Origin of the sequence: Mammaliicoccus sciuri, from assembly GCF_002901825.1 — a bacterium.
Classification (GTDB): Bacteria; Bacillota; Bacilli; order Staphylococcales; family Staphylococcaceae; genus Mammaliicoccus; species Mammaliicoccus sciuri.
This window is the reverse complement of sequence record NZ_PPQD01000004.1, coordinates 1-25,343: the sequence shown is the minus strand read 5'-3', so window position 1 is coordinate 25,343 and position 25,343 is coordinate 1. Positions and strand designations below refer to the sequence as shown.

At 33.2% G+C, this 25,343-nt stretch carries 29 protein-coding genes; 19 read left to right on the top strand and 10 right to left on the bottom strand.

The features are described 5' to 3' along the window. Positions 1-108: 108 nt before the first annotated feature. The 5 genes from CD035_RS00710 (at position 109) to CD035_RS00690 (ending at position 2,733) form a co-directional block, all read left to right on the top strand. The gene (locus tag CD035_RS00710) at positions 109-534 is read left to right on the top strand and encodes a MerR family transcriptional regulator (RefSeq protein WP_048540369.1); all 426 of its coding nucleotides are present in this window, start codon (positions 109-111) and stop codon (positions 532-534) included. A gap of 61 nt (positions 535-595) precedes the next feature. Beyond that, on the top strand, positions 596-1,444 hold the full coding sequence (locus CD035_RS00705) for an aldo/keto reductase (RefSeq protein ID WP_048540370.1): 849 nt from the start codon (positions 596-598) through the stop codon (positions 1,442-1,444). A gap of 278 nt (positions 1,445-1,722) precedes the next feature. Next, positions 1,723-1,977, top strand: a complete 255-nt coding sequence (locus tag CD035_RS00700) for a type II toxin-antitoxin system Phd/YefM family antitoxin (protein WP_048540371.1) — start codon at positions 1,723-1,725, stop codon at positions 1,975-1,977. Beyond that, positions 1,970-2,236, top strand: coding sequence for a Txe/YoeB family addiction module toxin (locus CD035_RS00695; RefSeq protein WP_048540372.1), 267 nt, complete (start codon positions 1,970-1,972; stop codon positions 2,234-2,236). Before CD035_RS00700 ends, CD035_RS00695 begins: the two co-directional genes overlap by 8 nt. 158 nt (positions 2,237-2,394) lie before the next feature. Next, on the top strand, positions 2,395-2,733 hold the full coding sequence (locus CD035_RS00690) for a hypothetical protein (RefSeq protein WP_048540373.1): 339 nt from the start codon (positions 2,395-2,397) through the stop codon (positions 2,731-2,733). Between the two features lie 32 nt (positions 2,734-2,765). Here the strand turns inward: CD035_RS00690 and CD035_RS00685 are convergent, their stop codons facing one another. From CD035_RS00685 to CD035_RS00665, 5 genes are all read right to left on the bottom strand, one after another. After that, on the bottom strand, positions 2,766-3,656 hold the full coding sequence (locus tag CD035_RS00685; RefSeq protein ID WP_048540374.1) for an ABC transporter permease subunit: 891 nt from the start codon (positions 3,654-3,656) through the stop codon (positions 2,766-2,768). Next, a complete protein-coding gene (locus CD035_RS00680; RefSeq protein WP_048540375.1) occupies positions 3,653-4,507 on the bottom strand; it encodes an ABC transporter permease subunit in 855 nt (284 codons plus the stop codon). The genes CD035_RS00685 and CD035_RS00680 overlap by 4 nt, the downstream gene beginning before the upstream one ends. A 162-nt stretch (positions 4,508-4,669) precedes the next feature. Beyond that, complete coding sequence (locus CD035_RS00675; protein WP_048540376.1) at positions 4,670-5,149, bottom strand: GNAT family N-acetyltransferase; 480 nt, start codon at positions 5,147-5,149, stop codon at positions 4,670-4,672. A gap of 149 nt (positions 5,150-5,298) precedes the next feature. Then, complete coding sequence (locus tag CD035_RS00670) at positions 5,299-5,658, bottom strand: hypothetical protein (protein WP_048540377.1); 360 nt, start codon at positions 5,656-5,658, stop codon at positions 5,299-5,301. A gap of 47 nt (positions 5,659-5,705) precedes the next feature. Next, a complete protein-coding gene (locus CD035_RS00665; protein WP_048540378.1) occupies positions 5,706-6,272 on the bottom strand; it encodes a histidine phosphatase family protein in 567 nt (188 codons plus the stop codon). A 344-nt stretch (positions 6,273-6,616) separates the two neighbouring features. On the opposite strand from CD035_RS00665, the gene CD035_RS14200 reads away from it, so the two are divergent. From CD035_RS14200 to CD035_RS00635, 7 genes are all read left to right on the top strand, one after another. Further along, entirely contained in the window at positions 6,617-6,865 is a 249-nt protein-coding gene (locus tag CD035_RS14200; RefSeq protein WP_048540379.1) for an SDR family oxidoreductase, read from the top strand. A gap of 35 nt (positions 6,866-6,900) precedes the next feature. Continuing rightward, on the top strand, positions 6,901-7,146 hold the full coding sequence (locus tag CD035_RS14195) for an SDR family NAD(P)-dependent oxidoreductase (protein ID WP_048540380.1): 246 nt from the start codon (positions 6,901-6,903) through the stop codon (positions 7,144-7,146). Positions 7,147-7,439: 293 nt separating this feature from the next. Further along, positions 7,440-7,988 carry a transposase gene (locus CD035_RS00655; protein WP_048540381.1) on the top strand — a complete coding sequence of 183 codons (549 nt, stop codon included), beginning with the start codon at positions 7,440-7,442 and terminating at the stop codon, positions 7,986-7,988. A 242-nt stretch (positions 7,989-8,230) separates the two neighbouring features. Further along, positions 8,231-9,352, top strand: a complete 1,122-nt coding sequence (locus CD035_RS00650) for an NAD(P)/FAD-dependent oxidoreductase (RefSeq protein WP_048540382.1) — start codon at positions 8,231-8,233, stop codon at positions 9,350-9,352. Beyond that, positions 9,346-10,686, top strand: coding sequence for a nucleoside recognition domain-containing protein (locus tag CD035_RS00645; protein WP_048540383.1), 1,341 nt, complete (start codon positions 9,346-9,348; stop codon positions 10,684-10,686). Before CD035_RS00650 ends, CD035_RS00645 begins: the two co-directional genes overlap by 7 nt. Next, positions 10,687-11,223, top strand: coding sequence for a dCTP deaminase (gene dcd / locus CD035_RS00640; RefSeq protein WP_048540384.1), 537 nt, complete (start codon positions 10,687-10,689; stop codon positions 11,221-11,223). Between the two features lie 13 nt (positions 11,224-11,236). Next, the gene (locus CD035_RS00635; RefSeq protein ID WP_048540567.1) at positions 11,237-12,124 is read left to right on the top strand and encodes a CobW family GTP-binding protein; all 888 of its coding nucleotides are present in this window, start codon (positions 11,237-11,239) and stop codon (positions 12,122-12,124) included. 259 nt (positions 12,125-12,383) lie between these two features. Here the strand turns inward: CD035_RS00635 and cobA are convergent, their stop codons facing one another. From cobA to CD035_RS00610, 5 genes are read right to left on the bottom strand one after another with little or no spacing between them, the layout of a single operon-like run. Then, a complete protein-coding gene (gene cobA, locus CD035_RS00630) occupies positions 12,384-13,334 on the bottom strand; it encodes a uroporphyrinogen-III C-methyltransferase (RefSeq protein ID WP_048540385.1) in 951 nt (316 codons plus the stop codon). After that, the gene (nirD, locus tag CD035_RS00625; protein WP_048540386.1) at positions 13,325-13,642 is read right to left on the bottom strand and encodes a nitrite reductase small subunit NirD; all 318 of its coding nucleotides are present in this window, start codon (positions 13,640-13,642) and stop codon (positions 13,325-13,327) included. Before nirD ends, cobA begins: the two co-directional genes overlap by 10 nt. A 2-nt stretch (positions 13,643-13,644) precedes the next feature. Continuing rightward, positions 13,645-16,050, bottom strand: a complete 2,406-nt coding sequence (gene nirB, locus CD035_RS00620; protein ID WP_048540387.1) for a nitrite reductase large subunit NirB — start codon at positions 16,048-16,050, stop codon at positions 13,645-13,647. Then, complete coding sequence (locus tag CD035_RS00615; protein ID WP_048540388.1) at positions 16,043-16,504, bottom strand: precorrin-2 dehydrogenase/sirohydrochlorin ferrochelatase family protein; 462 nt, start codon at positions 16,502-16,504, stop codon at positions 16,043-16,045. The genes nirB and CD035_RS00615 overlap by 8 nt, the downstream gene beginning before the upstream one ends. After that, positions 16,485-17,225 (bottom strand): sirohydrochlorin chelatase, encoded by a 741-nt coding sequence (locus tag CD035_RS00610; protein WP_048540389.1) that lies wholly within the window; start codon positions 17,223-17,225, stop codon positions 16,485-16,487. The genes CD035_RS00615 and CD035_RS00610 overlap by 20 nt, the downstream gene beginning before the upstream one ends. Before the next feature lie 297 nt (positions 17,226-17,522). Between CD035_RS00610 and CD035_RS00605 the strand changes: the two genes are divergently transcribed. From CD035_RS00605 to CD035_RS00575, 7 genes are all read left to right on the top strand, one after another. Continuing rightward, positions 17,523-18,896 (top strand): YfcC family protein, encoded by a 1,374-nt coding sequence (locus CD035_RS00605; RefSeq protein WP_058590999.1) that lies wholly within the window; start codon positions 17,523-17,525, stop codon positions 18,894-18,896. Between the two features lie 122 nt (positions 18,897-19,018). Continuing rightward, positions 19,019-19,864, top strand: a complete 846-nt coding sequence (licT, locus tag CD035_RS00600) for a BglG family transcription antiterminator LicT (RefSeq protein WP_048540391.1) — start codon at positions 19,019-19,021, stop codon at positions 19,862-19,864. Positions 19,865-20,039: 175 nt separating this feature from the next. Continuing rightward, complete coding sequence (ascF, locus tag CD035_RS00595) at positions 20,040-21,914, top strand: PTS cellobiose/arbutin/salicin transporter subunit IIBC (protein ID WP_048540392.1); 1,875 nt, start codon at positions 20,040-20,042, stop codon at positions 21,912-21,914. Next, complete coding sequence (ascB, locus tag CD035_RS00590; protein WP_048540393.1) at positions 21,911-23,335, top strand: 6-phospho-beta-glucosidase; 1,425 nt, start codon at positions 21,911-21,913, stop codon at positions 23,333-23,335. The genes ascF and ascB overlap by 4 nt, the downstream gene beginning before the upstream one ends. A 370-nt stretch (positions 23,336-23,705) precedes the next feature. After that, positions 23,706-24,200: a TspO/MBR family protein gene (locus CD035_RS00585; RefSeq protein ID WP_048540394.1), complete on the top strand. Its 495-nt coding sequence runs from the start codon at positions 23,706-23,708 to the stop codon at positions 24,198-24,200. Positions 24,201-24,327: 127 nt separating this feature from the next. Next, positions 24,328-24,678, top strand: a complete 351-nt coding sequence (locus CD035_RS00580; protein WP_229412490.1) for a glycosyl-4,4'-diaponeurosporenoate acyltransferase CrtO family protein — start codon at positions 24,328-24,330, stop codon at positions 24,676-24,678. Beyond that, a partial coding sequence (locus tag CD035_RS00575) for a phytoene desaturase family protein (protein ID WP_142383028.1) occupies positions 24,679-25,343 on the top strand: 665 nt, incomplete at its 3' end.

Genomic DNA, 25,343 nt, shown 5'->3' with positions numbered 1-25,343 from the left:
AACTCCAGTGCAAGAAATTTTTATAAAATTTTTTGAAAGTTTTACTTTGACATAAAATAAAGATAACTCTATAGTTTAAATAAAATTACACGAGAAAGGGTCGATATTTTGAAGACTAAAGAAGTTGTGGATTTATTGGAAGTATCACAAGATACACTTAGATATTATGAGAAGGTTGGCGTGATACCACCTGTAAAGCGGGATTCGAATGGTTACCGAGAATATCAAAATAATGATCTAAACTGGATTTACTTAGTGAAGAATTTGAGAAGAGCAGGCGTTGGTATCGAGTCGCTTATTGAATTTTGCAGATTAGCGCAATTACCGAAAGACGAATATATTAAAAATCAACAAAAAGAAATATTACAAAATCAATTAGAAGAATTGAATGAACAGCTCGATTTAATCCTAAATGCTCGAAACTTACTTCAATATAAAATCGATAACTACGATAACCATATTGCTAAAATTGATGCTGGTGAAGTAGATAATGAAAATGTTGAACGATTATGGGAAAAAACATTAAACAAATAAGTTGCTCTAGAGTGAACTCCATAGTTTATAGTGTAAACATACTTACTAAGGAGGAATCATAATGACTCATATTGAATTAAGTAAAGATGTTAACATTCCGGTTCTAGGATTTGGTGTTTATCAAATACCTAAAGAAGAAACAAAAGAAGCAGTGGTAAATGCGATTAAAGCAGGTTATAGACATATTGATACTGCTCAAGCATATATGAATGAAACAGAAGTAGGAGAAGGTATTAAAGCTTCAGGTGTTGATAGAAGCGAATTGTTTATCACAACAAAAGTTTGGGTGGAGAATGTTCATTATGAAGGAACACTTCAATCAATCGAACGCTCATTAGAACGATTAGATCTGGAGTATATCGATTTAGTACTGATTCACCAACCATATAACGATATCTTTGGTTCATGGAGAGCACTAGAAGAACTGAAAGAAAGCGGTAAAATTAAATCAATAGGTGTATCAAACTTCGGTATTGATCGCATTGTTGATTTAGGTGTAAACAGTAAAGTTCAACCACAAGTTAATCAAATAGAAATCAATCCATTCCACCAACGAGAAGAACAAGTAACAGCCATGCAGAAAGAAAATGTCGTAGTAGAAGCATGGGCTCCATTTGCTGAAGGTAAAAATGGTTTGTTCCAAAATGAAGTGTTACAAGAAATTGGAGATAAATATCAAAAATCAATCGCACAAGTTATACTACGCTGGTTAGTAGAACGTGATATTGTTGTATTAGCTAAGACAGTTAGTGCTGAAAGAATGGCAGAAAACTTAAATATCTTTGACTTTGAACTGACAGAAGAAGACAAACAGAAAATCGCAACATTAGACGAGAAAGATAGCCAATTCTTCTCACATCAAGATCCAGAAAGAATTAAAGAAATTTCAGCAAGAAAACTTAACGTATAAGATAGGTTGTTGGGATATAGATAAAAGCCGAGACGTGTTGCGCGCACGAAGACTGAAAGATATCGTGCAGTTGGGGCTAAAATAGGGCCGTATCGCACGAAGACTGAGGGATATCGTGCAGTTAGGGGTCTAATGAGGCTTGAGCGCACGAAGACTGAAAGATATCGTGCGTTATGGGGTAAAATCAGGCTGTATCGCACGAAGACTGAGAATTAGTTTTCTAGCTTGGATAATTGTACAGCATGTGGTACAATTAATGTGTTAAAGGAGGTTTTGGTATGACTGTAATAAGTTATTCAAACGCTCGTAAAAATTTTAGGAAATTGATTGATAAAGTAAATAATGATAGTGATACTGTAACGATTACTACTAATGAAAGTAATGCTGTTTTAATGGGTGAAGATGATTATAATTCAATTATGGAGACGCTTTATTTACAACAATCACCTGCTAATGCTAAACACTTAGCAAAATCTATTGAAGAAGCGGAAAGAAATAATACAGTTGAGGTAGATATAGATTCCTATGAGTAAACGAAACATTACATTTACGCCTACCGCTTTTGAAGATTATGAGTATTGGCTAGCACAAGATAAAAAGTTATTAAAGAAGATTAACAGTCTAATAAAAAGTATTCAGCGCGATGGCCAATTAGAAGGAGAAGGTAAACCTGAACCACTAAAAGGCAATTTACAAGGCTACTGTAGTAGACGTATTAATCATGAACACAGACTAGTTTATATGGTTAAAGAAAATCACATTATCATTATAGGATGTAGATATCATTATTAAAAAAGACTCTAGTTTATTTTAGAGTCTTTTTATTTATCTTTTTCCTTTTCGGTTTGTATAAGAATAGTTGAAGCTGAGATACAATCTTAGTGACGCAACCTTATGATAAAATTATAGCTTGAGTTATGACCCTTATTTACTTTAAAGGAGGGATTTTATTGGAAAGTAACGAATACAAATTATTATTAGATGAAATTGAAAAGTTAAAATTTCACAACACTAGCTTATTAACACTTATCGGACTACTACACACTGAAGATATGAAAGAACCTACAATTCAGGAGACTGTAGTTTTGTTTGATTTATCTAAAAAAGACTTAAGAGAATTCTCTGCATTAGTAAAGAACTATAATGGTAATAATCTTGCTTTTGAACAAAAAGCTTTAAGAATTAATCCTATTTTTATAAGAAGAAACATAATTTCTATTTTAAAATCATTTATTGTTTCAGAAATGTTACTAGAAAAAAGTCGAGAAATACTAAATTCTTATGAATGATATTTACTTTAATATATTTCTTGGTTGTCACTTTACTTTTGTTCTATTTTCAATTCCTGAGACATCAAATTAATAATGATAAATATATATAATATGCCAACTAATGGTGCGTAGAATGTCCACCAGTTTGTTGTTAGCTCGTTAGAGTGAAAGCCTAATAAACTGCTTAAGTCATTGATACTTGGTCGTTCTATAATTTCACATGCGGGTCCATAGCAAACCTTTGTACCTCCTAAGAATATTTTGAAGAAGGCTAGGTGTGTCATGACGAGCAAAGTTTGAAAACATATTCTCAAAAATATGATTAAATATTGAGTTTGTATGTTAGGTAATACATGTTTGATAAAAATATGTTTATCATGAGGACTAATGGTATAAGCAGCTTCGATATAGTCTTGATTTAATATATGCTGAGTTGATTCTTTTATCAGCATTGTTGTCGTTGGTGTCATTAAAATTGTCAGAATAATGATATTATAAATCATTCTAAATTGCATATTAGTCGTAAATCCATCTATTGTTTCATATAGTAAAGGTTGTAATAAGATATACGCCAATATAGATTGAGGAATATAAAATAAAGCATTAGAGAAGATACTGTAAATACTTGTTGTCTTGCGATTAAATGCTAAATAAGTTCCAATTACTACTGAACAAAGAACAGATAAACTTGATATGACGATGATAATCAGTATAGTGATACGATATCCTGATAACACTTCAAATAACATGTTTTTAGAAGCGGTATCCACACCAAACAATGCTTTAAAGCTAGGTGCAAATGGCGAGCTTTTCATAATATCCCCATTAGAATTGTATAGAAAATTCATAGATTTAGGCGTGATGTTTAGTAAATCAAAATAAATCACACCAACTAGGGCGGGTAAGATAAGTAACGTTAATAGTATATAAAATTTCTTCATGATAACCCTCCCCGTACGCCAGTGATGGTAAATAATACTTTATGACTCATAAATATGGCGAGAGATATAGGTACATAAATCAATATAAACGTGACAAATAATACTTCTGGAGATCCATAATCAAATATAAATGATGACAAACCGTGCATGTTAAAGATTCTTTCCAAAAGTAATAAGCTTGAAAGAGTTATCCAGATAATATGTTTGAAATTGATTAAATATGATGCAAACAAATTCCTTAATATGTGCTTAAAGTATAACTCTTTACTAGATAAACCCTTCGCTCTAGAAAATTCAATATAATCTGCACGAGATACATCATCTAGAATACTACTTAAAAATGTCACACTACTCACTAAAGGTATAATGGATAGCACCAAAATAGGGAATATTAAAGCTTTATCCTCGGAACTATTCGCTACATTAAACAATAGAATATCTGTATATCGATAAAATAATATCACCAATGAAATAGAAAAAGGTATGTAAAAAATATCGGGAATAATAGATAGAACTGTATTAATTTTTAAATACCATTTTTTAATATGGTCATTAACATATAGAAGGTATGTAAATAATAAAGATACGATAAAAGCTAACAATAGCGCAGCAAACAAAATCACAATAGTATTTATCCAAGGTTCAATAAAGAATGGAAATAAACTGCGTTCAACATGTGATATTTTATTTGTAAATATAATCTCTTGAGGATGAAATGTGTATAAAAATGTCGACTTCAAGGCATTAAGATAATTCAAGAAACTAAAATGTTGATCATCGAATAAAGCAGGCAAACATGCTAATAATAAGAATGCAATAATCGCCATGATGAAATTGTATAATTTTCTCATAAGGCATTTACCTACTTTCTAAAGATAATATGTATTACTGCTAGTGTAAAATGATACTTATATTTAATTTACATATTTTTGAAGGTATTTACAAGGGTGTATAGAAAGTATTGTTGCTGAGAAATGAAATAAAAGCCACGACGTAATTTGTCATGGCTTTTATTAATCTTCTTTAGACTTTATATACCACGCATCCATTGCGGAGTGGTCAGAACCTGGGAGTGGTTCGTTTAACAGTGTAAATCCAAATTTCTCATACAGGATACATGCTGCTTTTAATTCATGCATTGTTTCTAAATAACATTGTTCATAATGTTCAAAGGCAAAGGACAGAGCGGTTTCCATGAGTTTCTTGGAAAGTCCTAGTCCTTGTGCTTTTGGAATTAAATATAATTTTTGTAATTCGCAAACTTTACCATGTTCGTTAAACGGGGCTATTCCAACGCCACCCACAATTTCTTCTTCAATTTCAACTACCCAATAGTTCGCATGGTTTAAATTAGCATAATATTTGTGAAGATCGTTAAGTTGAGGATCATAATAAGCTGACCCAGGAATCGCAAGTCCAAGTGATTCTAATGAGCTTTGTATAATTTCTTTTACTTTTGCGTTATCTTCTTGTGTCATCTCTCGAATAATCATAAAAGAACTCCTTTGCTTTGGGCTTAATCAAGATTATGTTAGATTAATTTATTTGAAATAATATTAGTACTCATTATATATGAACCCAATCATTTTGCCCAATTATTAGTGAAAATACCTGAATAACAAGATAACAAAAAGCCATGACGTTATTTGTCACGGCTATCGCGTACTTGAGTGTTTCTTCTATTTATATAAAGAATGATAACGCCAACTATAACAAAGTAATAGATTAACATTGTATAAATATTTGCCCACCCAGCTGCTTTTAGCAGTATAAAACCTAAGCTCATACTCATAAATATCGTGAGATTTATAAATAACGCTTTAATCCTTTGTCTTCGTGTTACATGTATTTGACTCTCGTGAAATTGATATCTTAAATATATACCAATACTGTAGGCAAATAAACATATCATAAATGAAATATCATTATGCGTCATATAGACAATTACATCATAAATAACATTGATAAAAATAATCCCCAATACAACCAATAACTCGACCATCTTGTATCACCTAAATAAAAGTTTTGAATTTGTTAAAACTAACTATTTTATTCATTAAAGCCTTTTAAAAAGTCTTGCTTGTTAAATTTAAATATATCATCATGTAACATCAAATCATGATTCGAATCTCGCTCAAGGTTGATGTTTTTATAATACGCCAATAAAGTTGCTATAACGCCATCATGAGTTATGATTACATTATTTTTATCATCATCTATATATTCATCAATGAATTCTTTAAAATGTGAAATAAATGCTTCTTCATTTAAATCATTTGGATGCGCTACGTCGGTTACACTTATAAAATTCAAACTTATATTATAATCACTTGGTATCATTTGATCACATGGATTTAAAGAAACTTTTTTATAAGGATAAATTCTAGGTGCTAATATATCAACAACTGTAATATCATTTTCATCACTTAATAATTGTGCGCTTTCTATAGCTCTGACAGTAGGACTAACCCAAAATCTTGAATCACTTCTAATTTCTTTTCTTAACTTTTTATAAGCTTCTTTTCCTTGTAAAGTTAACTTTGGATTCCTTATATTAAAACTATAAGGCTCATCTATATTATGTTCAGCTTGACCATGTCTAATAATATAAATCATTATAGCTACCCCCATAATCTTCATTATATGTTTTATTATAGCTATTTGTTAGGTTTCAATCATTAATAATAATACAACTTCAATTCATTTCACAGGCAATATTTTTTCATTAATAAAAAGATAATGATTTAAAATAAATAATTTTGAAAAATTTATATTTTACCTGAGTTACTTTGTAACAATAATGTAAATTTACTTAATGTGATATAAGTATTAAATATTATAGGCGTGATTCGGATGATTAAGTATAGTGAATTTGAAGGCAAAACGGTTCTGATTACGGCTGCGTTTTCGGGTATTGGTAAGGCTACTGCTTTAAAATTTGATGAAAATGGTGAAATATTGTGTTTGATGATATTGATGAACGTTCTGAACAAACGGTTCAAGAAATCAAAGACAAATATAGTAATACCATTTTTGTAAGAACAGATGTTTCACAACCTGACCAAGTGAAAAATTTAGTCGATAAAACAGTTGAAACACTTGGCAGCTTAGATCATGTATATAATAACGCAGGTATTCTAAATAAACTAAATAAATTTGCTGATATTGACGTAGATACTTTTGATAAAGTATTAGATGTAGACATTTAAGGCGTCTTCTTATCTATGAAATATGAAATTCAACCATGCTTGAAAACGGTGGAACGATTGTAAACACAGTTTTTGTAGCAGGTTTAATAGCAGACCCAGAAATGGATCCATATATTGCAGCTAAACATGCTGTAGTAGGGATGGCAAAATCAGCAAGATTCGATTACGGTGAAAATGGGGGTAGAATTAATGCGATTGCACCAGGACTAACAGAAACAGAAATGACGAAATCTCGGAAAGGCAATCCACAGAAATGGTATTATTCCTATCTTCAGACGTAGCTAAATTCAGGACAGCACAAGTTTATCTCGCAGACGGCGGACAAATAGCACACTAAATGAAGTTGAATATATAGAATGAAAAAAACAGAAGACTCCATAAGAGTCTTCTGTTTTTTATGGTTAGAAAGGCTTATTCCATTGTAAATTTTTTACATAATCTCATTGATAATGATTATCAACTAGCTTATTATATTATTGTAAGTTTCTATAAAAAATTAATAATAACATTAAAAAGATAAATATATTTATTGTAGTAATGAAATATTATAGTAACAGAGGTGAATAATGAAAACATGAAGCCTATAAAGAATTTAAATGATCTAGAAGAACGTATTCCGAAAAATGATGTAGTACGTATAGTGAAACTTATTGTTGATAGTGTACCAGAAACAAAGTTTGAGGTTTGTGAAGAACGATTTGGTATGAGTGTCTATCACTCTAAAACAATGCTCAAAATTATTTTATATGCTTATACACAATCTAAATTCTCGGGTAAAGAAATTGAGTTTGCATTAAGGGACAGTTATCGAATGATGTGGTTAGCTGAGATGCATGTAACAACTTTTGATTTAATCAATTACTTTCGTAGTATCGATGAGATAAACAATTTGGTGCAAACTTTATACATTAATTTGAGGTCGAATTTAATTCAACAGCAAATAATTGACCCAAAAAGTGAATACATGGATATCATAAATCAAGATGCCAAAATTGATAAACAATCATTTATTTGGAATGAAAAATTTGAAGAAAACAATACTTACAATCAAGAATCAAAAGAAGTATATCAAGAATTGTTGAATACTAAAATTTTGCCATCAATCAAACACGAAACAGAATAGTAATAAGAAAACCAGTAGCATCTAAACACGAATAATGAAAACTTAATAAACAATATTTTCTAGGCGGCTTATTCTATATGATCTATAAAGGATAAGTCGCCTAATTTTAATTTAAATATTATTTACCATCATTATTATATTGGATTAATAATATAAATTTTCTAAACTTGCGTATTCATTTTAAAAATGTTACTTTATTTATATCGTTAAATAGTAATGATTACGATTTAGGAAGTGTTAAAATGGAAAAAACAAATAAAGTAGTGATTATTGGTGCGGGTCCTGCTGGTATAGGTATGGCTATTGCATTAATTGAAATGGGATTAGATGATATTCTTATATTAGATAAAGGACAAGTTGGTGAATCTTTTAAAAATTGGCCATTATCAACTCGCTTTATCACACCTTCGTTTACAACAAATGGGTTTGGAACACCAGATATTAACGCAATCACACCTCATAGTTCCCCTGCTTTTACTTTTAAGAAAGAACATATTTCAGGCAAAGAGTATGTTCAATATTTAGAAGCGCTTGTACAGATTTATAACTTGAAAGTTGACCAACATACAAATGTATTAGATGTATCCAATAATAGAGACAATGAAACATATAAAGTGTATACAGATCATGGGACTATTGATGCTGAATATATCTTTGTTGCGACAGGGAATTTTTCATATCCTTATAAACCGTTTAAACATGGTAGACATTATAGTGAGGTTGAAAAATTTTCAGATATAAATGGTGAACTGGCTGTCGTAATTGGTGGTAACGAAAGCGGATTTGATGCAGCGCTCAATTTAGCATTATCCGGTAAAATTGTCGATATTTATACTAATTCTACAAGTTATAAACAAGAAGATGCTGATCCAAGTATTCGACTTTCTCCTTATACACACCAACGATATGAAGAATTAAAGGAACTTGGTTATCCCATACGTATTCATACCGAACATGTGGTGAAAGAAATTGAGTATAAAAATGGTCAATATGTTATTCAATTTAACGGCGTACATGACGATGTAATAATTTCCGAAGAACCGATACTTGCTACTGGATTTAATCCTGTTCAACATAATCGACTAACTCGAATATTATTTGAAAATGATGGTACAAATTTTATGCTAACTGACGATGATGAATCAACAATTAATCCTAATGTCTTTATGATAGGAGATACGGTTAAACATCAAGATGTTATTCTTTGTTATATTTACAAATTTAGAACGCGTTTAGCTGTTCTAGCAAAATTAATATGTGACCGAGAAAGCTTTGAAGCAAATGAAGATGCTATAGAGTTCTATCAATCAAATCAAATGTTTTTAGATGATTATGATTGTTGTGATGTGAACTGTTCATGTTAAAAGTTGAATATAATATTAAAAATGGAACTTGTTCGCCGATACCAAACGGTGAACATTATATTGTGATTAAGCAGCTAAAAAAACTATCAACAGAGCAGAAATTACAGTTTAAAAGGTATATCATTCAAAAGCAATTAAAGCTCACACTAGATGAAAACTGTAAGCAAAAGATAGATGACCCTGACGAATCAAAATATATTATCTCTGAATTGAATATCTTAAGACAAGAACAAGCGAAACATGTTCCTAAAGTAAAAGACATGTTTTTAGCTTTTGCTTTAATCATATTAATGTTTATGTTGCCAATATATATTTCTTATTATTTATCTCAATATATTCAAAATCATTGGGTAGAGCAGTTTTTAGACTATGTAATACATACTGTTCAATTCGACGAAAAGGCTTTGAATGACTTACTATTTGGAGATTATGGGTTATTGTCACTCGGCATATATTCAATCATTTGGGCATTACCCGTTGTCGTTTTCATTAGTATTTCTACGAATATTATCAGTGAAAGTCATTTAAAATCTTATATCGTTTGGTCAATCGATCCAGTTATGACAAAAGTAGGATTAACTGGTTACGATATTGTACCAGTTATTGAAGGATTTGGTTGTAATTCCGCAGCAGTATTGCGTGCCAATCATGATTGTAGTGCTTGCACTAAAAATAACTGTATGAGTATGGTTAGCTTTGGATCATCATGTAGTTATCAAATTGGCGCGACACTTTCACTATTCAGTGTAATCAAAGCCCCATGGTTATTTATTCCTTATTTAATAATCGTATTTATCGGTGGTTTAATACATATTAAACTATGGTCCTCAAAAAGCATGATACCAACTCATTATTTTGTGTTAGATAAAGTTAGAAAGCCTTCAATTATAGCTGTATGGAAAGAATCCAAACAGACTATTCTGTCATTCTTAGCTCAAGCTTTACCAATATTTATGATGATTTGTGTATGTGCGAGTATCCTTTCTATGACACCTATTTTACTGCGGGCTGCAAATGTCTTTAATCCAATTTTACAGTTGATGAATGCACCTCAAGAGATGTCAACGGGTATTCTATTCTCAATGATTAGAAAAGATGGTATGTTGTTGTTCAATGTGAATCAGGGCTCATTATTGCAAACGATGTCGTTAAAAAGTGTGTTCTTATTAGTATTATTTAGTTCAACATTTTCTGCATGTTCTGTAACAATCACTATGATAATTAAAAATTTAGGGTGGAAGCAAGGTCTAGGAATTGTCGTAAAACAAATGATTACAGCGACGATTTGCTTATGTGGAACTGTATTGATTATGAATTTATTTGGAGGGATTTAATTGATATTATCAGATCAAGATATTAAGCGGTTTATTAGTGAAGGTCAAGTAAGTGTCACACCTTATCGAGAACAACTTATAGAACCCGCTTCTATTGATTTAACATTAGGCAATCATTTTCTACTACCCATTTCACCAAAAGATAATGTGCAATCGTTGAAAGATCCTATTCAGTATGATGAAGTTGTTGCCAAAACTTTTACAATACCAGGTAAATCATTTGTATTAGCGACTACACAGGAATGTGTGAAACTTTCAAATATGATGACGGGTTTTGTAGAAGGGAGGAGTTCAATTGGCAGAGCGGGTTTATTTATACAGAATGCTGGTTGGGTAGATCCGGGGTTTGAAGGTCATATTACTTTAGAATTATTTAATGCGAATGATTTCTCATTAAAAATTGAAGAAAACCAACGAATTTGTCAACTCGTAATAGCGCGTACGCATTCACCTGCTATTTCTGGGTACAATGGAAAGTACCAAGGACAACTCAACGCAACAGGTAGTAAAGTGTTTATGGATTTTGAGAAATATTAAAGGTGGATTTGGTATGGAAATTTTTATCATCACTGGATTTTTAGGGAGCGGGAAGACTTCTTTACTGAATCATTTAATTAAAGATGTCAATGAAGAAGGTAAACGTATCGCTGTCATTATGAATGAGTTTGGTAAGAGGACAGTTGACTCTGAATTAATTCAGTCTGATGTAACAGTAAATGAAATCATTAATGGCTGTATATGTTGTGAAATGAAAGATGATGTTGCACATCAATTGCATATGTTATATATTGAACAACAACCAGAAATAGTTTTAATTGAATGTAGTGGTATTGCACACCCATTAGAAGTGCTTGATGCATGTTTGACACCTGTGCTTTCGCCATTTATAACAATAAGAAGTATCATCGGCATCATAGATATACCGGAATATCAAAAATTATCAACCTATTCAAAACAAACACAACAACTTATCGATGTTCAACTAAAGTATTGTCAGGATATTATAGTAAATAAGCTTGATTTAATCGATTCGTGTGAGGCAATCAATGTTATTAAATCTATACAAGAACAATATCCAAGAGCAGAAACATTTTCAACAACTTATGGAAAAGTAAGTTATCATCACTTATCTAAAAAAGTTAAAAACATCCCATTTAAGAATCAAAATCAAAATTTTCATAATCATATTTACCATAAATACTACTCAATTGATAAGCCAGTTCAAATTGAAAAATTCAAATTATGGTTACAGAATTTACCCCAAAAGGTATATCGTGTAAAAGGGTTTATAACATTCGAGAATAGTCCTAATAAATATTTAGTTCAAATTTCTAATAGTAATGTGCTTATTGAAAAGTATGATATAGACATAGATGATTATCTAATTTTAATTGGAGAAAAGATAGACGAAGAAAATATCTTTTTTAGTTTATATTGAGGAAGAGAGTACTCACAAAAAACACTTTTGTAGAAATTCACATTATGTGAATTTAACAAAAGTGTTTTTTATAAAATGGGCCTAACTCACTTAGAAACTTCAAAGAGACAGCTGTTTTTTTGATTAGATTATTTGAAAGTGCACGATATCTCGCAGTCTTCGTGCGCCAGGGCACTATTTCAGGGTATAACGCACGATATCTCAGATTCTTCGTGCGCGGCCTTCAACTCACCGTGTTCACTCACCAAACTCTATCATCCTAAATATTCACTACTTCTGTATCTACAACTTTTGTAAATGTTGTTTGATTAATGAGCTCGGTGAGGATGTTATGTTGTGTTGGGTGTAGGTTGGGATGGTCGCGATCATCTATGATTGCCCATCCGCCTGCTTCATACACCTCTAATGCATCGTCTATTATATTCTGTCGATTGCCTATAAACTTTACGTACTCGACTTCTTCTTTACTTGATATATCTTCAACTAAATCTCTAACAACATGACCTACAATTGTGATACCAGGTCCTGGTATATGTGAGAGTGACTGCACTTTTTCGACGATATTAGATACATTGCCTGATATGACCGTTTGTTCTGGTCGTGTGGCGCTAAAGATAACGGCTACTGGTATGTCGTCTGTGATTTCTGCTTTAATTTCTTTAAGTAAAGTTGGTAATCTCTTAACACCCATATATATGGCGAGGGTGCCACAGTGTTTGAGTGTTGTAATATCAATGGATTGTTCTTTATTATCTTTAAAGTGGCCAGTTGTAAATGTAATATTAGTTGAAACATTACGTTCTGTTAACCCACGATTAAGTTCACTCATGGCAGCTGAAGCGGCTGTTATACCAGGTACGACTTCAAATGTAATGTTGTGTGATTTTAATGTAGAAACTTCTTCCGCAAGGCGTCCAAATATTGCTGCATCGCCGCCTTTTAGACGGACGACCGTCTTATTTATGCGTGATTTTTCAATAAGTAATTGGTTAATGTCTTCTTGTTTCATAGATTTGTGATAAGGTCGTTTACCAACATGAATCCATTCCGATTCTGGTGATGAAAATTGTAATATAAATGGATTCACTAGTTGGTCGTATAAAATAACATCTGCCCGCTTAATACATCGCTCTGCTTTTTTAGATAATAATAAAGGATTTCCTGGACCTGCACCGACTAAATATACTTGAGGTTGTGCGATTATAGACATACGTATATGTCTCCATCGACCACTTCTACAGGATAAGTTGCGACACATCCTTCATCTGGTTCTTGGACTTGACCAGTCGATAAGTCAATTTTTTGATCATGAAGTGGACAGTATACATAATCTCCACTCACTGTACCTTCTGATAATGGACCTTGTTTATGAGGACAAATATTATTAATCGCACGAATGATACCTTCTTCAGTTAAAAATAAACCAAGTTGCGTATCTCCGACGATGACTTTCTTACCGATTAACGGTTCGAGTTCTGAAATGTGTGCGACTCTTACCTTCTCATTTGTTAATGTCATATTTACACCTTCTCCACTTCAAAAATGTGACGTTTATCTTTATTGAGCAAGACTTCATGCCATGGCTCTGTATCGTATGCACGTTTCGCATCCATTATGCGCGCGTAAAGTTCATCTTGTTTTTCAGGGTCAAGTACAACTGATTTCACTTGGTCTAAGCCAAGTCTTTTGAGCCATGGTGCTGTACGTTCTGCATAAATGCCTGTTTCACGATAGTATTGCATGTATGCACCACATAGTTTGACAACTTCATCTTCAGTTTCAACAGTTGTCAGTAACTCACCTGCGACGACATCTGTACCACCATTACCACCAATGTAAATTTGGAAACCATTTTCTACACCAATGACACCGAGGTCTTTTACACCTGATTCTACACAGCTACGTGGACAACCTGAAACACCCATTTTGAATTTATGTGGTGTGTCGATATATTCAAATGTTTTCTCTAAACGAATACCTAATTTTGTTGTGAATTGTGTACCGAATCGGCAGAATTCTTTACCAACACAACTTTTAACTGAACGTGTCTTCTTACCGTATGCAGATGCTGAACGCATATCTAAATCTTTCCAAATTTGTGGTAATTCTTCTTTTTTAACACCGTATAAACCGATGCGCTGTGCACCCGTAATTTTGACTAATGGGATATGGTATTTCTTCGCTACTTCACCAAGACGAATAAGTTGATCTGCATCTGTTACACCGCCACGCATTTGTGGAATAACAGAGAATGTGCCGTCTTTTTGAATATTGGCATGGTAACGTTCGTTCGCAAAGCGTGAAGCTTTTTCATCTTCATGGTCATGAGGGTATACCATGTTTAAATAGTAGTTAATAGCAGGGCGACATTTTGGACATCCACCTTTATCTTTAAAGTCTAATACGTGTCGAACTTCTTTAGATGTTTTTAAACCTTTAGCTCGAATTTGAGTAACGATTTGGTCTCTTGTAAGACTTGTACATGCACAAATACCTGTTGGCGCTGCAGCAACAAAGTCGTCACCAAGTGTATATTCTAAGAGCTCTGCGATTTGACCTTTACACTTACCACATGAGTTACCAGCTTTCGTCACACGTGTGACATCAGCTACGGACGTTAAACCTTGATCTTTAATCGCTTCTACGATGACACCTTTAGAAATGCCGTTACACCCGCAGATTGTTTCATCGTTATCCATTTCAGCAACGCTAATCGCATCAACTTCTCCTGCTTTATGAAGAATTGAAACGAGTGTATATTCATCGATTGTATCGCCTTTTTTCATCATATTATAAAAGCGATTGCCTTCTTCTGTATCACCATAAAGTACTGCACCGACAATCGTCTTATCTTTGACGAATATTTTCTTATAAATGTTATCGACACCGTTAAAAGTTTCAATACCACGGACACCTTCACTTTCAGTAATCCAACCTGCACTAAATAAATCACAGCCTGATACTTTTAAAGAAGTAAAGGTCGTTGAACCTTTGTAACCTTCAGTTGGAATGCCTGTAATATGATCTGCCAGGACTTTACCTTGGTCGTATAGTGGGGCAACAAGTCCGTAAACTTTTGAACGGTGTTCTGCACATTCTCCAACTGCGTAAATTTCTGGGTCACTTGTACGCATGAAATCGTCTACTACGATACCGCGTCCAATTTCTAATCCAGCGGCACGTGCTTCTTTCGTTACTGGGCGAATACCAACTGCCATCACGACCATGTCTGTTGCGATAACACGTCCATCTGATAAACGTATACCTTCAACATAGTCTTCACCAATAATTTCTTGTGTATTCGCTTGTAATTCAAATTTAATACCTTGCTTTTCAAGGTCTGCTTTTAAAAGTTCTCCTGCTTTACGATCCAGTTGTACTTCCATCAGCCATTCTGCTAAATGTACGACTGTCACGTCCATACCTTGATCTACAAGACCTCGTGCGCATTCTAGACCGAGTAAACCGCCACCTATAACGATGGCACGTTTTTTAGTCTTAGCTGTTTCTAACATCTTTTCAGTGTCATCGATGGTTCTGAAACCGACAACACCTTCTAGACGAGAACCATCAATTGGTAGTATGAATGAATCAGAACCAGTCGCAATAATCATTTGGTCATATGATACTTTCACGCCATGTTCTGTTTCGACTTGTTTTAGTTCGCGATCAATTTTTACAACTTTATCACCTGTTATTAATTGAATGTTATGTTCTTCATACCATTCATAAGGGTTCATAATCGTTTCTTCTTTTGTCATTTTATTTTGAAGAATGTTTGATAACATGATTCGGTTATAGTTTGGATAAGGTTCTTTACCGATGATTGTGATTTCAAAGCTGTCTGGATCACGTTCTAGAATTTCTTCAATTGTACGGACACCAGCCATACCATTACCGATCATTAAAAGTTTTGTTTTACTCATGCATATCCTCCTTCGTTGAATCTAACCATGCTTTAATTTTGATTGCATAGTGTTGTGTTCGTTGAATATCTTGGCCATGTGAGCTAATACTAATTGTTAGGCCATTGTGTTCAATATCTAAGGTGTTATAAAAGTCGGATTGTTTGCGATCCCCGGTATGATTGAGCCATTGAGAGGGTAGGGCGTCTTTGGCTACTCGGTCATTCGTTTCGGGCTGGTTAGTTGCGATAATAATTAAATCTGCATGGGCAATATGTTCTCGTTGATAGTCTGCTTGTATAAGGCGAATATGTTTCGTTGGTTGAATCGTATCAAAGTGCTCATGAAATTCGCGTGCGATAACATCAATTGAGCAAGGCTCTGATTTCAATTTAGAGAACTTTCTCCATGCAATTTTGCCACCACCAATGATTACGACATGTTTACCTTTAAGGTTAAGTTGTACTGGATACATCTGGTACCGCCTCACATTCAGCAATTCTTAAATGTACGATGTCTTTTAATAACGGATGAAAATTAATAGCCGTCGTATATGTGATAGGATTCGGTAAACCTAGAGACTCTATTTGACGTTTTGACTTGTTTACAAGGAAACCATCATAGAAGAAAAATGGAATAATTAATAATTTACGATGCTTTTTAGCGATTTTCGGTAACGTTTCTTTAAAGCGCAGTTCACCATAGACCATACTCGGGTAACATGGATTTTGATCCGTTGATAGTTCGTGACAAATTCGTGTAAGTGCAACATCCGGTTCATCAAAGCGTGCATTACCGTGAGCAAGTACGACAATTCCAGTTTCATCATCAATGTCATCTTTGTAAGCTTCAAGTTGAGAAGCAACCCAGTTTGTCATAATCGGGTGTGTGCCCAATGGTTTACTTAATATAAACTGTACGTTCTGGTTCTTATCTTGAAATGTTTCATATAACGCTTCGATATCTTCATAATAATGAGAAGCGGTAAACAATAATAACGGCACAAGGTGAATTCGTGAATATCCAGCATCAATCGTTTGTTGAATCACTTCATCCAGTAAGATTTCTTCACTTTCTAAAAAGGCTACCTCATAATCAATCTCATCACTATTAAAAGTTTGATGAATAAAATTTAATAACGTTTCATTTAACTTTCCCTTTCTCATACCATGAACAACTAAAATCGTCTTTCGCATGACAATCCCTCCTACATCTTTATTCTAAAACAATATAACGAAAGTTTGTGAATTTTTTCTCAAAAAGAAGAAAAATAGGGAATTCCCTATATATTAACGTGAAAAAATAAATCATGCATATGATTTTTTGTAATAACTGACAAAAATATTTTTTAAATTTTCTGATTTGTATAATTATAAATTTTTCTAAACGTGATAGCATGAAATTGTTTATCAAAATAAGCAAAGGGGTCGTGCACATTGGTAAAGGAAAATGATAAGGCAAAGAACGAAGATAGGTCAAAGAAAAAGTTTAGTATGCCACATATATATGTGATTTTATTTGTTTTCGGTGTGATTGCAACTATTTCTACATATTTAATTCCATCGGGTGAGTTTGATAGGGTTAAAGGGCCTGAGGGTAGAGAAATGGTAGACGCAGATTCATTTCATTACATAGATTCAGCACCAGTTGGTTTGGTTGATTTTATTTCGATTATACCAAGAGGTTTAATTGAAGCAGGAGAAATTGTCTTCTTTACACTTATCATCGGTGGGATGTTTATGGTGTTAAGACGTACAGGTATTATTGAAATTGGTGTGGATAAACTTGCACGCCAGTTTATAAATAAAAGTATTTTGATTATTCCAGTATTAACAACAGTATTTGCGATTATTGCAACATTAATCGGTACAGCAGAGTTGTCACTCGTTTATATTCCGGTTATTATTCCGCTTATTATTGCGTTAGGTTATGACTCTATAACCGCTACATCTATTGCATTGTGTGGTACTGTAGTCGGCTTCACGGTCGGTGTATTAAATCCAATCAATACAGGATTAGCACAAAAATTATCAGGTATTCCAACATTTTCAGGACTTGGATTACGTTTAGCTATTTTTGTGATTGTACTATTTGTAACGATATTATTTATTATGAAATACGCTAAAAAAATTAAAAAAGATCCTTCAATCAGTTTAGTTTATCATGATGATACTGAGAAGCGACATATGTACAAAGATATTACGAATCAAGAACCACTCGTTGCGACTAAACGACAAAAAATCGGTATTGCCGTAGTGCTCTTATTCTTTATCATTCTTGTATACGGCGTTATTACACAAGGCTGGTTTATGGTAGAAATGTCAGGTCTTTTCATAGTTATGGGTATTGTAGTAGGTTTAGTCACTGGATTGAATACGCGTGAAATTTGTGAGTCATTTAATGATGGTTTCAAAGATGTATTAATGGGTGCCATTATTGTAGGACTTGCACGTTCAATAGCCGTTGTACTTGAAGACGGTAAAATTATGGACAGTATCGTTCACGGATTAGGTTCTGTTATCGATGGTGCAACACCAACAGTAGCAGTAGTCGGTATGTATATCGTACAAGTGTTGATTAATTTTATTATTTCTTCAGGAAGCGGACAAGCGTTAGTGACAATGCCAATTATGGCACCATTAGCAGATATGCTAGGTATTACAAGACAGACCGCAGTCTTAGCCTTCCAATTAGGAGACGGATTTACACATGTCTTCTATCCAACAAGCGGGTACTTTATGGCAGCATTGGCAATCGGAGGCGTATCATATACAAAATGGATCCGATTCTTCTTCCCACTCTTTATCGTATGGGGTGTCATTTCAATCATTTCATTAATCTTTGCGCAGTTAATCGGTTGGTCGTAGGGAGAAAATTAATAAGTTGTAGAAGGAGATTCAAGTTTGATAACTTGGGTCTCTTTTATTTATAGATTGATAATTATTATAACGGTGTGGCACAATGTATTTATTAATTAAAGGGGTGTCATATGAAGATAAATAGAGTCATCAATCATAATGTGATTAGTGTCACCCACAACAACCAGGAACGTGTTGTGATGGGGAAAGGGATAGGTTTTCAAAAGCAAGAAGGCGATATTGTGGAAGAATCAAAGATTGAAAAAATATTTGATTTAAGTAGCCAGGAAATTTCTGATCGCTTTAAAACGTTATTAATCGAAGTGCCGATTGAAGTGGTTCAAGCTGTTGAGAAAATAATCGAAGTATCGAAAGATAAATATCAAAAAGATCTCAGCGATACTATTTATGTTGCACTGACGGATCATATAAACTTTGCTATTGAGCGACAAAAAGAGGGAATGGCTATAAAGAATGGATTGCTATGGGAAACGAAACGTTTTTATCCAAATGAGTATGAAATTGGTGTGCAAGCGTTAGATTGGATTACTGAAATTGTTGGTGTTCGTTTACCTGAAGATGAAGCGGGATTTATTGCAATTCATTTGTTAAATGCAGAACATAATAATTTAGCAGACTATAATCAAGTAACAGAAATGGTGCAAAATATTTTAAGCTTAGTGAAATACCATTTTAGATTAGATTTTGATGAAGAAAGTCTAACTTACTATAGATTTGTGACACATTTAAAATTTCTTGCACAACGTATTTTCTCAAGTAACCCACTTGATACAAATGAAATCGAACTTTACGAGATAGTAAAAGAGAAATATAAACATGCATTTAAATGTGTGGAGAAAATTGAAGTATTTTTATTGAAAAAGTACCAGTATGAAATGACGCATGATGAAGCTTTGTACTTAACGATTCATATACAGAGATTAATTTCCAGAAATGAAAGCGTTGACAATAAATAATTATATGATATATTGATGTTACGAAAACAAAATAAACAATTAATTGTTTAGGATTGTTACTGTTCGGCAGGCGAGACCTAAATCATTAATAGGTGAATTTATCTAGGGATAAGTCTATCTATTTATGATTTGGGTCTTTTTTTATTGTTCTAAACAAGACGGGAGAGATATAAAGATGACAAATGAACAAAGGATGGCTGATGAAATACTTAAACACATTGGCGGTAGTAACAATGTTAAAAACTTAACACATTGTATGACACGTTTAAGATTTGTGTTGAAAGATGACAGTAAGGCTGATGATGATGCCATAAAAAATATTGATGGCGTTATGGGGTTACGTAAGCAAGGTGGACAATATCAAGTTATTGTAGGAAACAATGTATCACACACTTATACAGCATTGATGAAAAGTGGTGTCAGTGGTGGCGCTAAAAGTAATGAACCAGTTGAAAAGAAAAAGTTAACTTTTAAACAGGTGGGTATCAATATTCTTGATGCGATTATCGGAACGATGTCACCATTAATTCCTGCTATTATTGGTGGTTCGATGATTAAATTATTGGCCATGTTATTAAGTATGACGGGCGTACTGTCAGAAAGCAGTTCAACGTATAATATTTTAAATACTATAGGAGATGCACCTTTCTTCTTCTTACCAATGCTTGTTGCAGTATCTGCAGCGAGGAAATTTAACAGTAACGTATTTTTAGCACTGGCAATTGCTGGTGTTATGGTACATCCAGTATTTATGGAAATTATGGAAAAAGCAGCAGAAGGTAAAGAAGCAACTTTCGCATTTATTCCAGTTATGTCAGTGAAATATACTTATACGATTATTCCAGCAATCGTCATGACTTGGTTACTGAAATATATTGAAGATTTTGCAGATCGTATTACACCAATTGTAATGAAAAACTTCTTGAAACCAATGTTAATCTTATTAATTGCTGCACCAATAGCGATTATTATCGTAGGTCCAACAGGCATTTTGATTGGTACAGGACTATCTCAGATTGTCTTCTTTGTACATGATAAATTAGGATTTTTAGCAGTAGCTATCGTAGGTGCTTTATGGCCATTATTAGTTATGACAGGTATGCACCGTGTATTCACACCAACGATTGTTCAAACAATTGCTGAAACAGGTAAGGAAGGTATGGTTATGCCATCTGAGATTGGCGCTAACTTATCATTAGGGGGCGTTTCATTAGCAGTAGCATTTAAAACGAAAAATAGAGAATTACGTCAAACGTCATTGGCAGCTGCATCATCAGCCATTATTGCAGGTATAACTGAGCCAGCACTATATGGGGTTGCTATTCGATTAAAACGTCCAATGATTGCATCTGTTATTACAGGATTTATTGCAGGTGCTGTAGCAGGGCTTGCAGGTTTAGCAAGTCATTCTATGGCAGCACCAGGTTTGTTTACGAGTGTACAATTTATTGAAAAAGATAATCCAATGAGTATAGTGTGGATTATTGTTGTAATGGTTCTATCGGTTGTTCTTTCATTTATCTTAACGTTAGTGCTTGGATTTGAAGATATTCCAGAATCTGAAGATGAATTATTAGATTTAGGTACTCAAGATCATCTAACAGTTGCAGCACCTGTTGAAGGGCATATTAAACCAATTGAAAGTGTTGAAGATGACGTATTTAGTAGAGAAGTAATCGGAAAAAGTATGGCAATTGAACCAACAGGTAATAAAATTTATGCACCAGTAACAGGTACGGTAACTTCTGTATTTCCAACAAAACATGCTATAGGTATAACAGGAGATAATGGTGTTGAAGTATTAGTACATGTTGGCATTGACACGGTGAAATTAAATGGAGAACCATTTACATCAACAATTGAACAAGGTGATCATGTAACTGTTGGCGATATTCTTGGAACATTTGATTTAACACAAATTATTGAATCAGGTTATGATCCGACAACGATTATTGTCATTACAAATACAGATGAATATGAATCTATAACATCCTTTGATCACGCAGAGGTTCAAGCACAAACATCTATATTAGGAGTGGTTAAATCATGACAATAAAATATTTCCCGGAAAATTTTCTTTGGGGTGGCGCAATAGCAGCAAATCAAACAGAAGGTGCTTGGGATAAAGATGGTAGAGGAATCAGTAATATTGATTTAATTCCTCATGGTACAAAGAGACAAGATATAAAGTTAGGTTATAAAAAGGGCGAACTTGATCAGAATGAATATTATCCAAGTCATACTGGTATAGATTTTTATCATCATTATAAAGAGGATATTGCCTTACTTGCTGAAATGGGTTTGAAAGTATTTAGAACATCTATATCTTGGAGTAGAATTTATCCAAATGGTGATGAAGAAATGCCGAATCAGGCAGGTATAAATTATTACAAAGATTTATTCAAGACATGTAAACAACATGGTATGGAATTACTCGTTACACTTGCGCATTTTGATATTCCAATGGGTATAGTTGAAAAATATAATGGGTGGAAAAATAGAGAAACGATAGATTTATATATTAAATTTGCAGATACATGCTTTAATAATTTTGGAGAATACGTGAATTATTGGATTCCATTCAATGAAATTAATGTAGTGTTACACAGTCCATTTTCAGGTGGAGGATTATACTTTGATGATAGTGAAAATAGGGAAGAAATATTATATCAAGCCTCACATTATATGTTAGTAGCAAGTGCGAAAGCTGTTCGAAGTTGTCATCGTATTACACCACAAGCAAAAATTGGATGTATGATTGCCGGTGGTAGTTTCTATCCATACAGTTGTAATCCAGAAGATGTATGGCAGTCTATGAATGATGAAAGAGCAAATACTTTCTTTGTAGATGTGCAAGCGAAAGGTAGATATCCATACTATATGGATTCATTTTTTAAGAATAAAGGGATTAACATTGAAATAGATGAGTCAGATAAAGAAATTCTGAAAGAAACGGTGGATTTTGTAGCATTTAGTTATTATGCGTCTCGAACGTCTATTGCGGATATATCAAGAGTTGAAAAAAATGAAGGAAATGTAATTGTATCAGCCAAAAATCCTTATCTTAAAATGAGCGATTGGGGATGGGTTATCGATCCGCTTGGTTTAAGGATAACGATGAATCAAATATATGAAAGATTTGAAAAGCCACTATTTGTCGTTGAAAATGGATTAGGTGCCAAAGATGAGATAGAAGAAGATGGTACAATTCAAGATGATTATAGAATAGATTATATGAAACAGCATATAGAAGCTATGTACGATGGTATTCAAGATGGCGTTCCATTGTTGGGATATATAAGTTGGGGTATTATCGATTTAGTGTCTGCATCAACAGGAGAAATGAGTAAACGATATGGCATGATTTATGTAGATAAAGACGATGTAGGAAGCGGGACACTCGAACGTCGAAAGAAAAAGTCTTTTGATTGGTATAAAAAAGTTATCCAACAAAATGGAATAGAAGTATAAAATTAAACTGAATAAGCACATATAAAACACATCACTTCAATCTGATATTAATCAGGTAAGTGATGTGTTTATTCTTGTATATTAAATAATTCGTTAGATGATTTAATCATGGTAGGATGAGTATATATTATTTCGTAGCACACTATTTTTTTGTGTAATTATTAGTTTTATATATTAACAGACTGTTTTAGCTTTGCTAAAAAATGTTAGAAGAATTAAAAGTTAAACTATTTCATTATATATATATAATTAGACTAATGGGAAAAATAAGAAAATTATATACTGGAAAATTTAATTACAAATGTATAAAATTATGAATAAAGGGTAATATACTTTTATGGAACAAAGGATGTTTGAAGGAGGAGCACCGATGAAGAATGTTATTTTACCAATTGTAAAAGTTACGACACCTATTGTTGGTGGACGGTTAATAGGGAAATTTGCAGTGAAGAATGCAAGAAAGGATTATAGTAAAAATGTGAAACCACCATTTTCACCACCTGGTTATATATTTCCTATTGTGTGGCCAATATTGTATATGTCAATGGGTATTGCTTATGCACTCGTATCTCACAAACCAGGGAAGAAGCGGATTAAGGGTGCTTATTATACACAATTGGGTTTAAATTATGGGTGGTCAATATTGTATTTTAAGTATAAATTAAGATTCAGCGCATTGATTGAAAGTGCTGTATTGTTAGGTGCTGTCTTGATGACAACGATAACATTCTTTAATGTGAAGAAGTTAGCGGGTTTGATATTGGTTCCGTATACACTTTGGAGTGCTTTTGCGACTTATTTAACAGCTGGTAACTGGTTATTAAATAAAGACAATCCAAGATATACAGATAAGTCAAATGTTTAAGCTTATAAGAACTTTCATCTATATAGCACTTTATTGGTTTATCACTCAAATGTTTATTGTACAAATTGGACTGCGTATACATGATAAGTGGTTAGTACGAGATTTTCGATATTTTAAGAGTGGTTCTTTGGAACAAAATGGTCAATTATGGCAAAAACTTGTAAAGGTGAAATGTTGGAAAGATCATTTGCCAGATGGTCAAATGATACAATCGGATATTGTCAGCAAATCGCACTATAATCAGTCAAGTGATATAACGAATATAGAGAAGTTTGTGATAGAAACGAAACGAGCAGAATTGGTTCATTTATTATCTATCTTGCCAATTGTTGTATTTATCAAGTCGAAGAAAAGTATAAAAGTAATAAATATTGTTTATGTGGTCATTGCTAATGTTCCTTGCATCATTGTGCAACGTTATAACCGACCTAAGTTACAACGTATATATTTGAAAAAGCTAATAAGAAAAGGTGATTAAATGGTTAACAAACAAGTTGTCGTCATTGGCGGAGGATTAGGTGGTATAACAAGTGCTATCCGCATGGCTCAAGCAGGTTATCACGTAGATTTATATGAAAAAAATAACCACATCGGGGGAAAGGTAAACCGCATAGAGACGGGAGATTACGGGTTTGATTTAGGGCCATCTATCTTAACGATGCCTAAAATATTTCAACGTCTTTTTGAACAGTGTGGAAGAAGGCTTGAAGATTATGTGAGCATTCGCAAATTACCATTACAAATTAGAAATGTCTATCCAGATGGAACTGTTATAGATTTATATGAATCGATAGAAGACACTTTGATTCAGAACAAACATGTTTCATCTAACGATATGACACAACTAAAAACTTTTTTTGAGTATGCTAATAAAATTCACCATCAAGCTGAACGCAGTTATTTCGATAAAGGTATAGATCATTTGTCGGATATTATCCGGTTTCATGGACCTTTGTCAGCTTTAAAGCAGTTTGATTATTTTCATACGATGCAACAAGCAATCGATAAGCGGGTAGATAATCCATATTTGAGGGAAATGCTAGGTTACTTTATTAAATATGTAGGATCATCTTCATACGATGCACCGGCTGTATTAAGTTTATTACCTGAAATGCAACATGAAGAAGGTCTTTGGTATGTAGA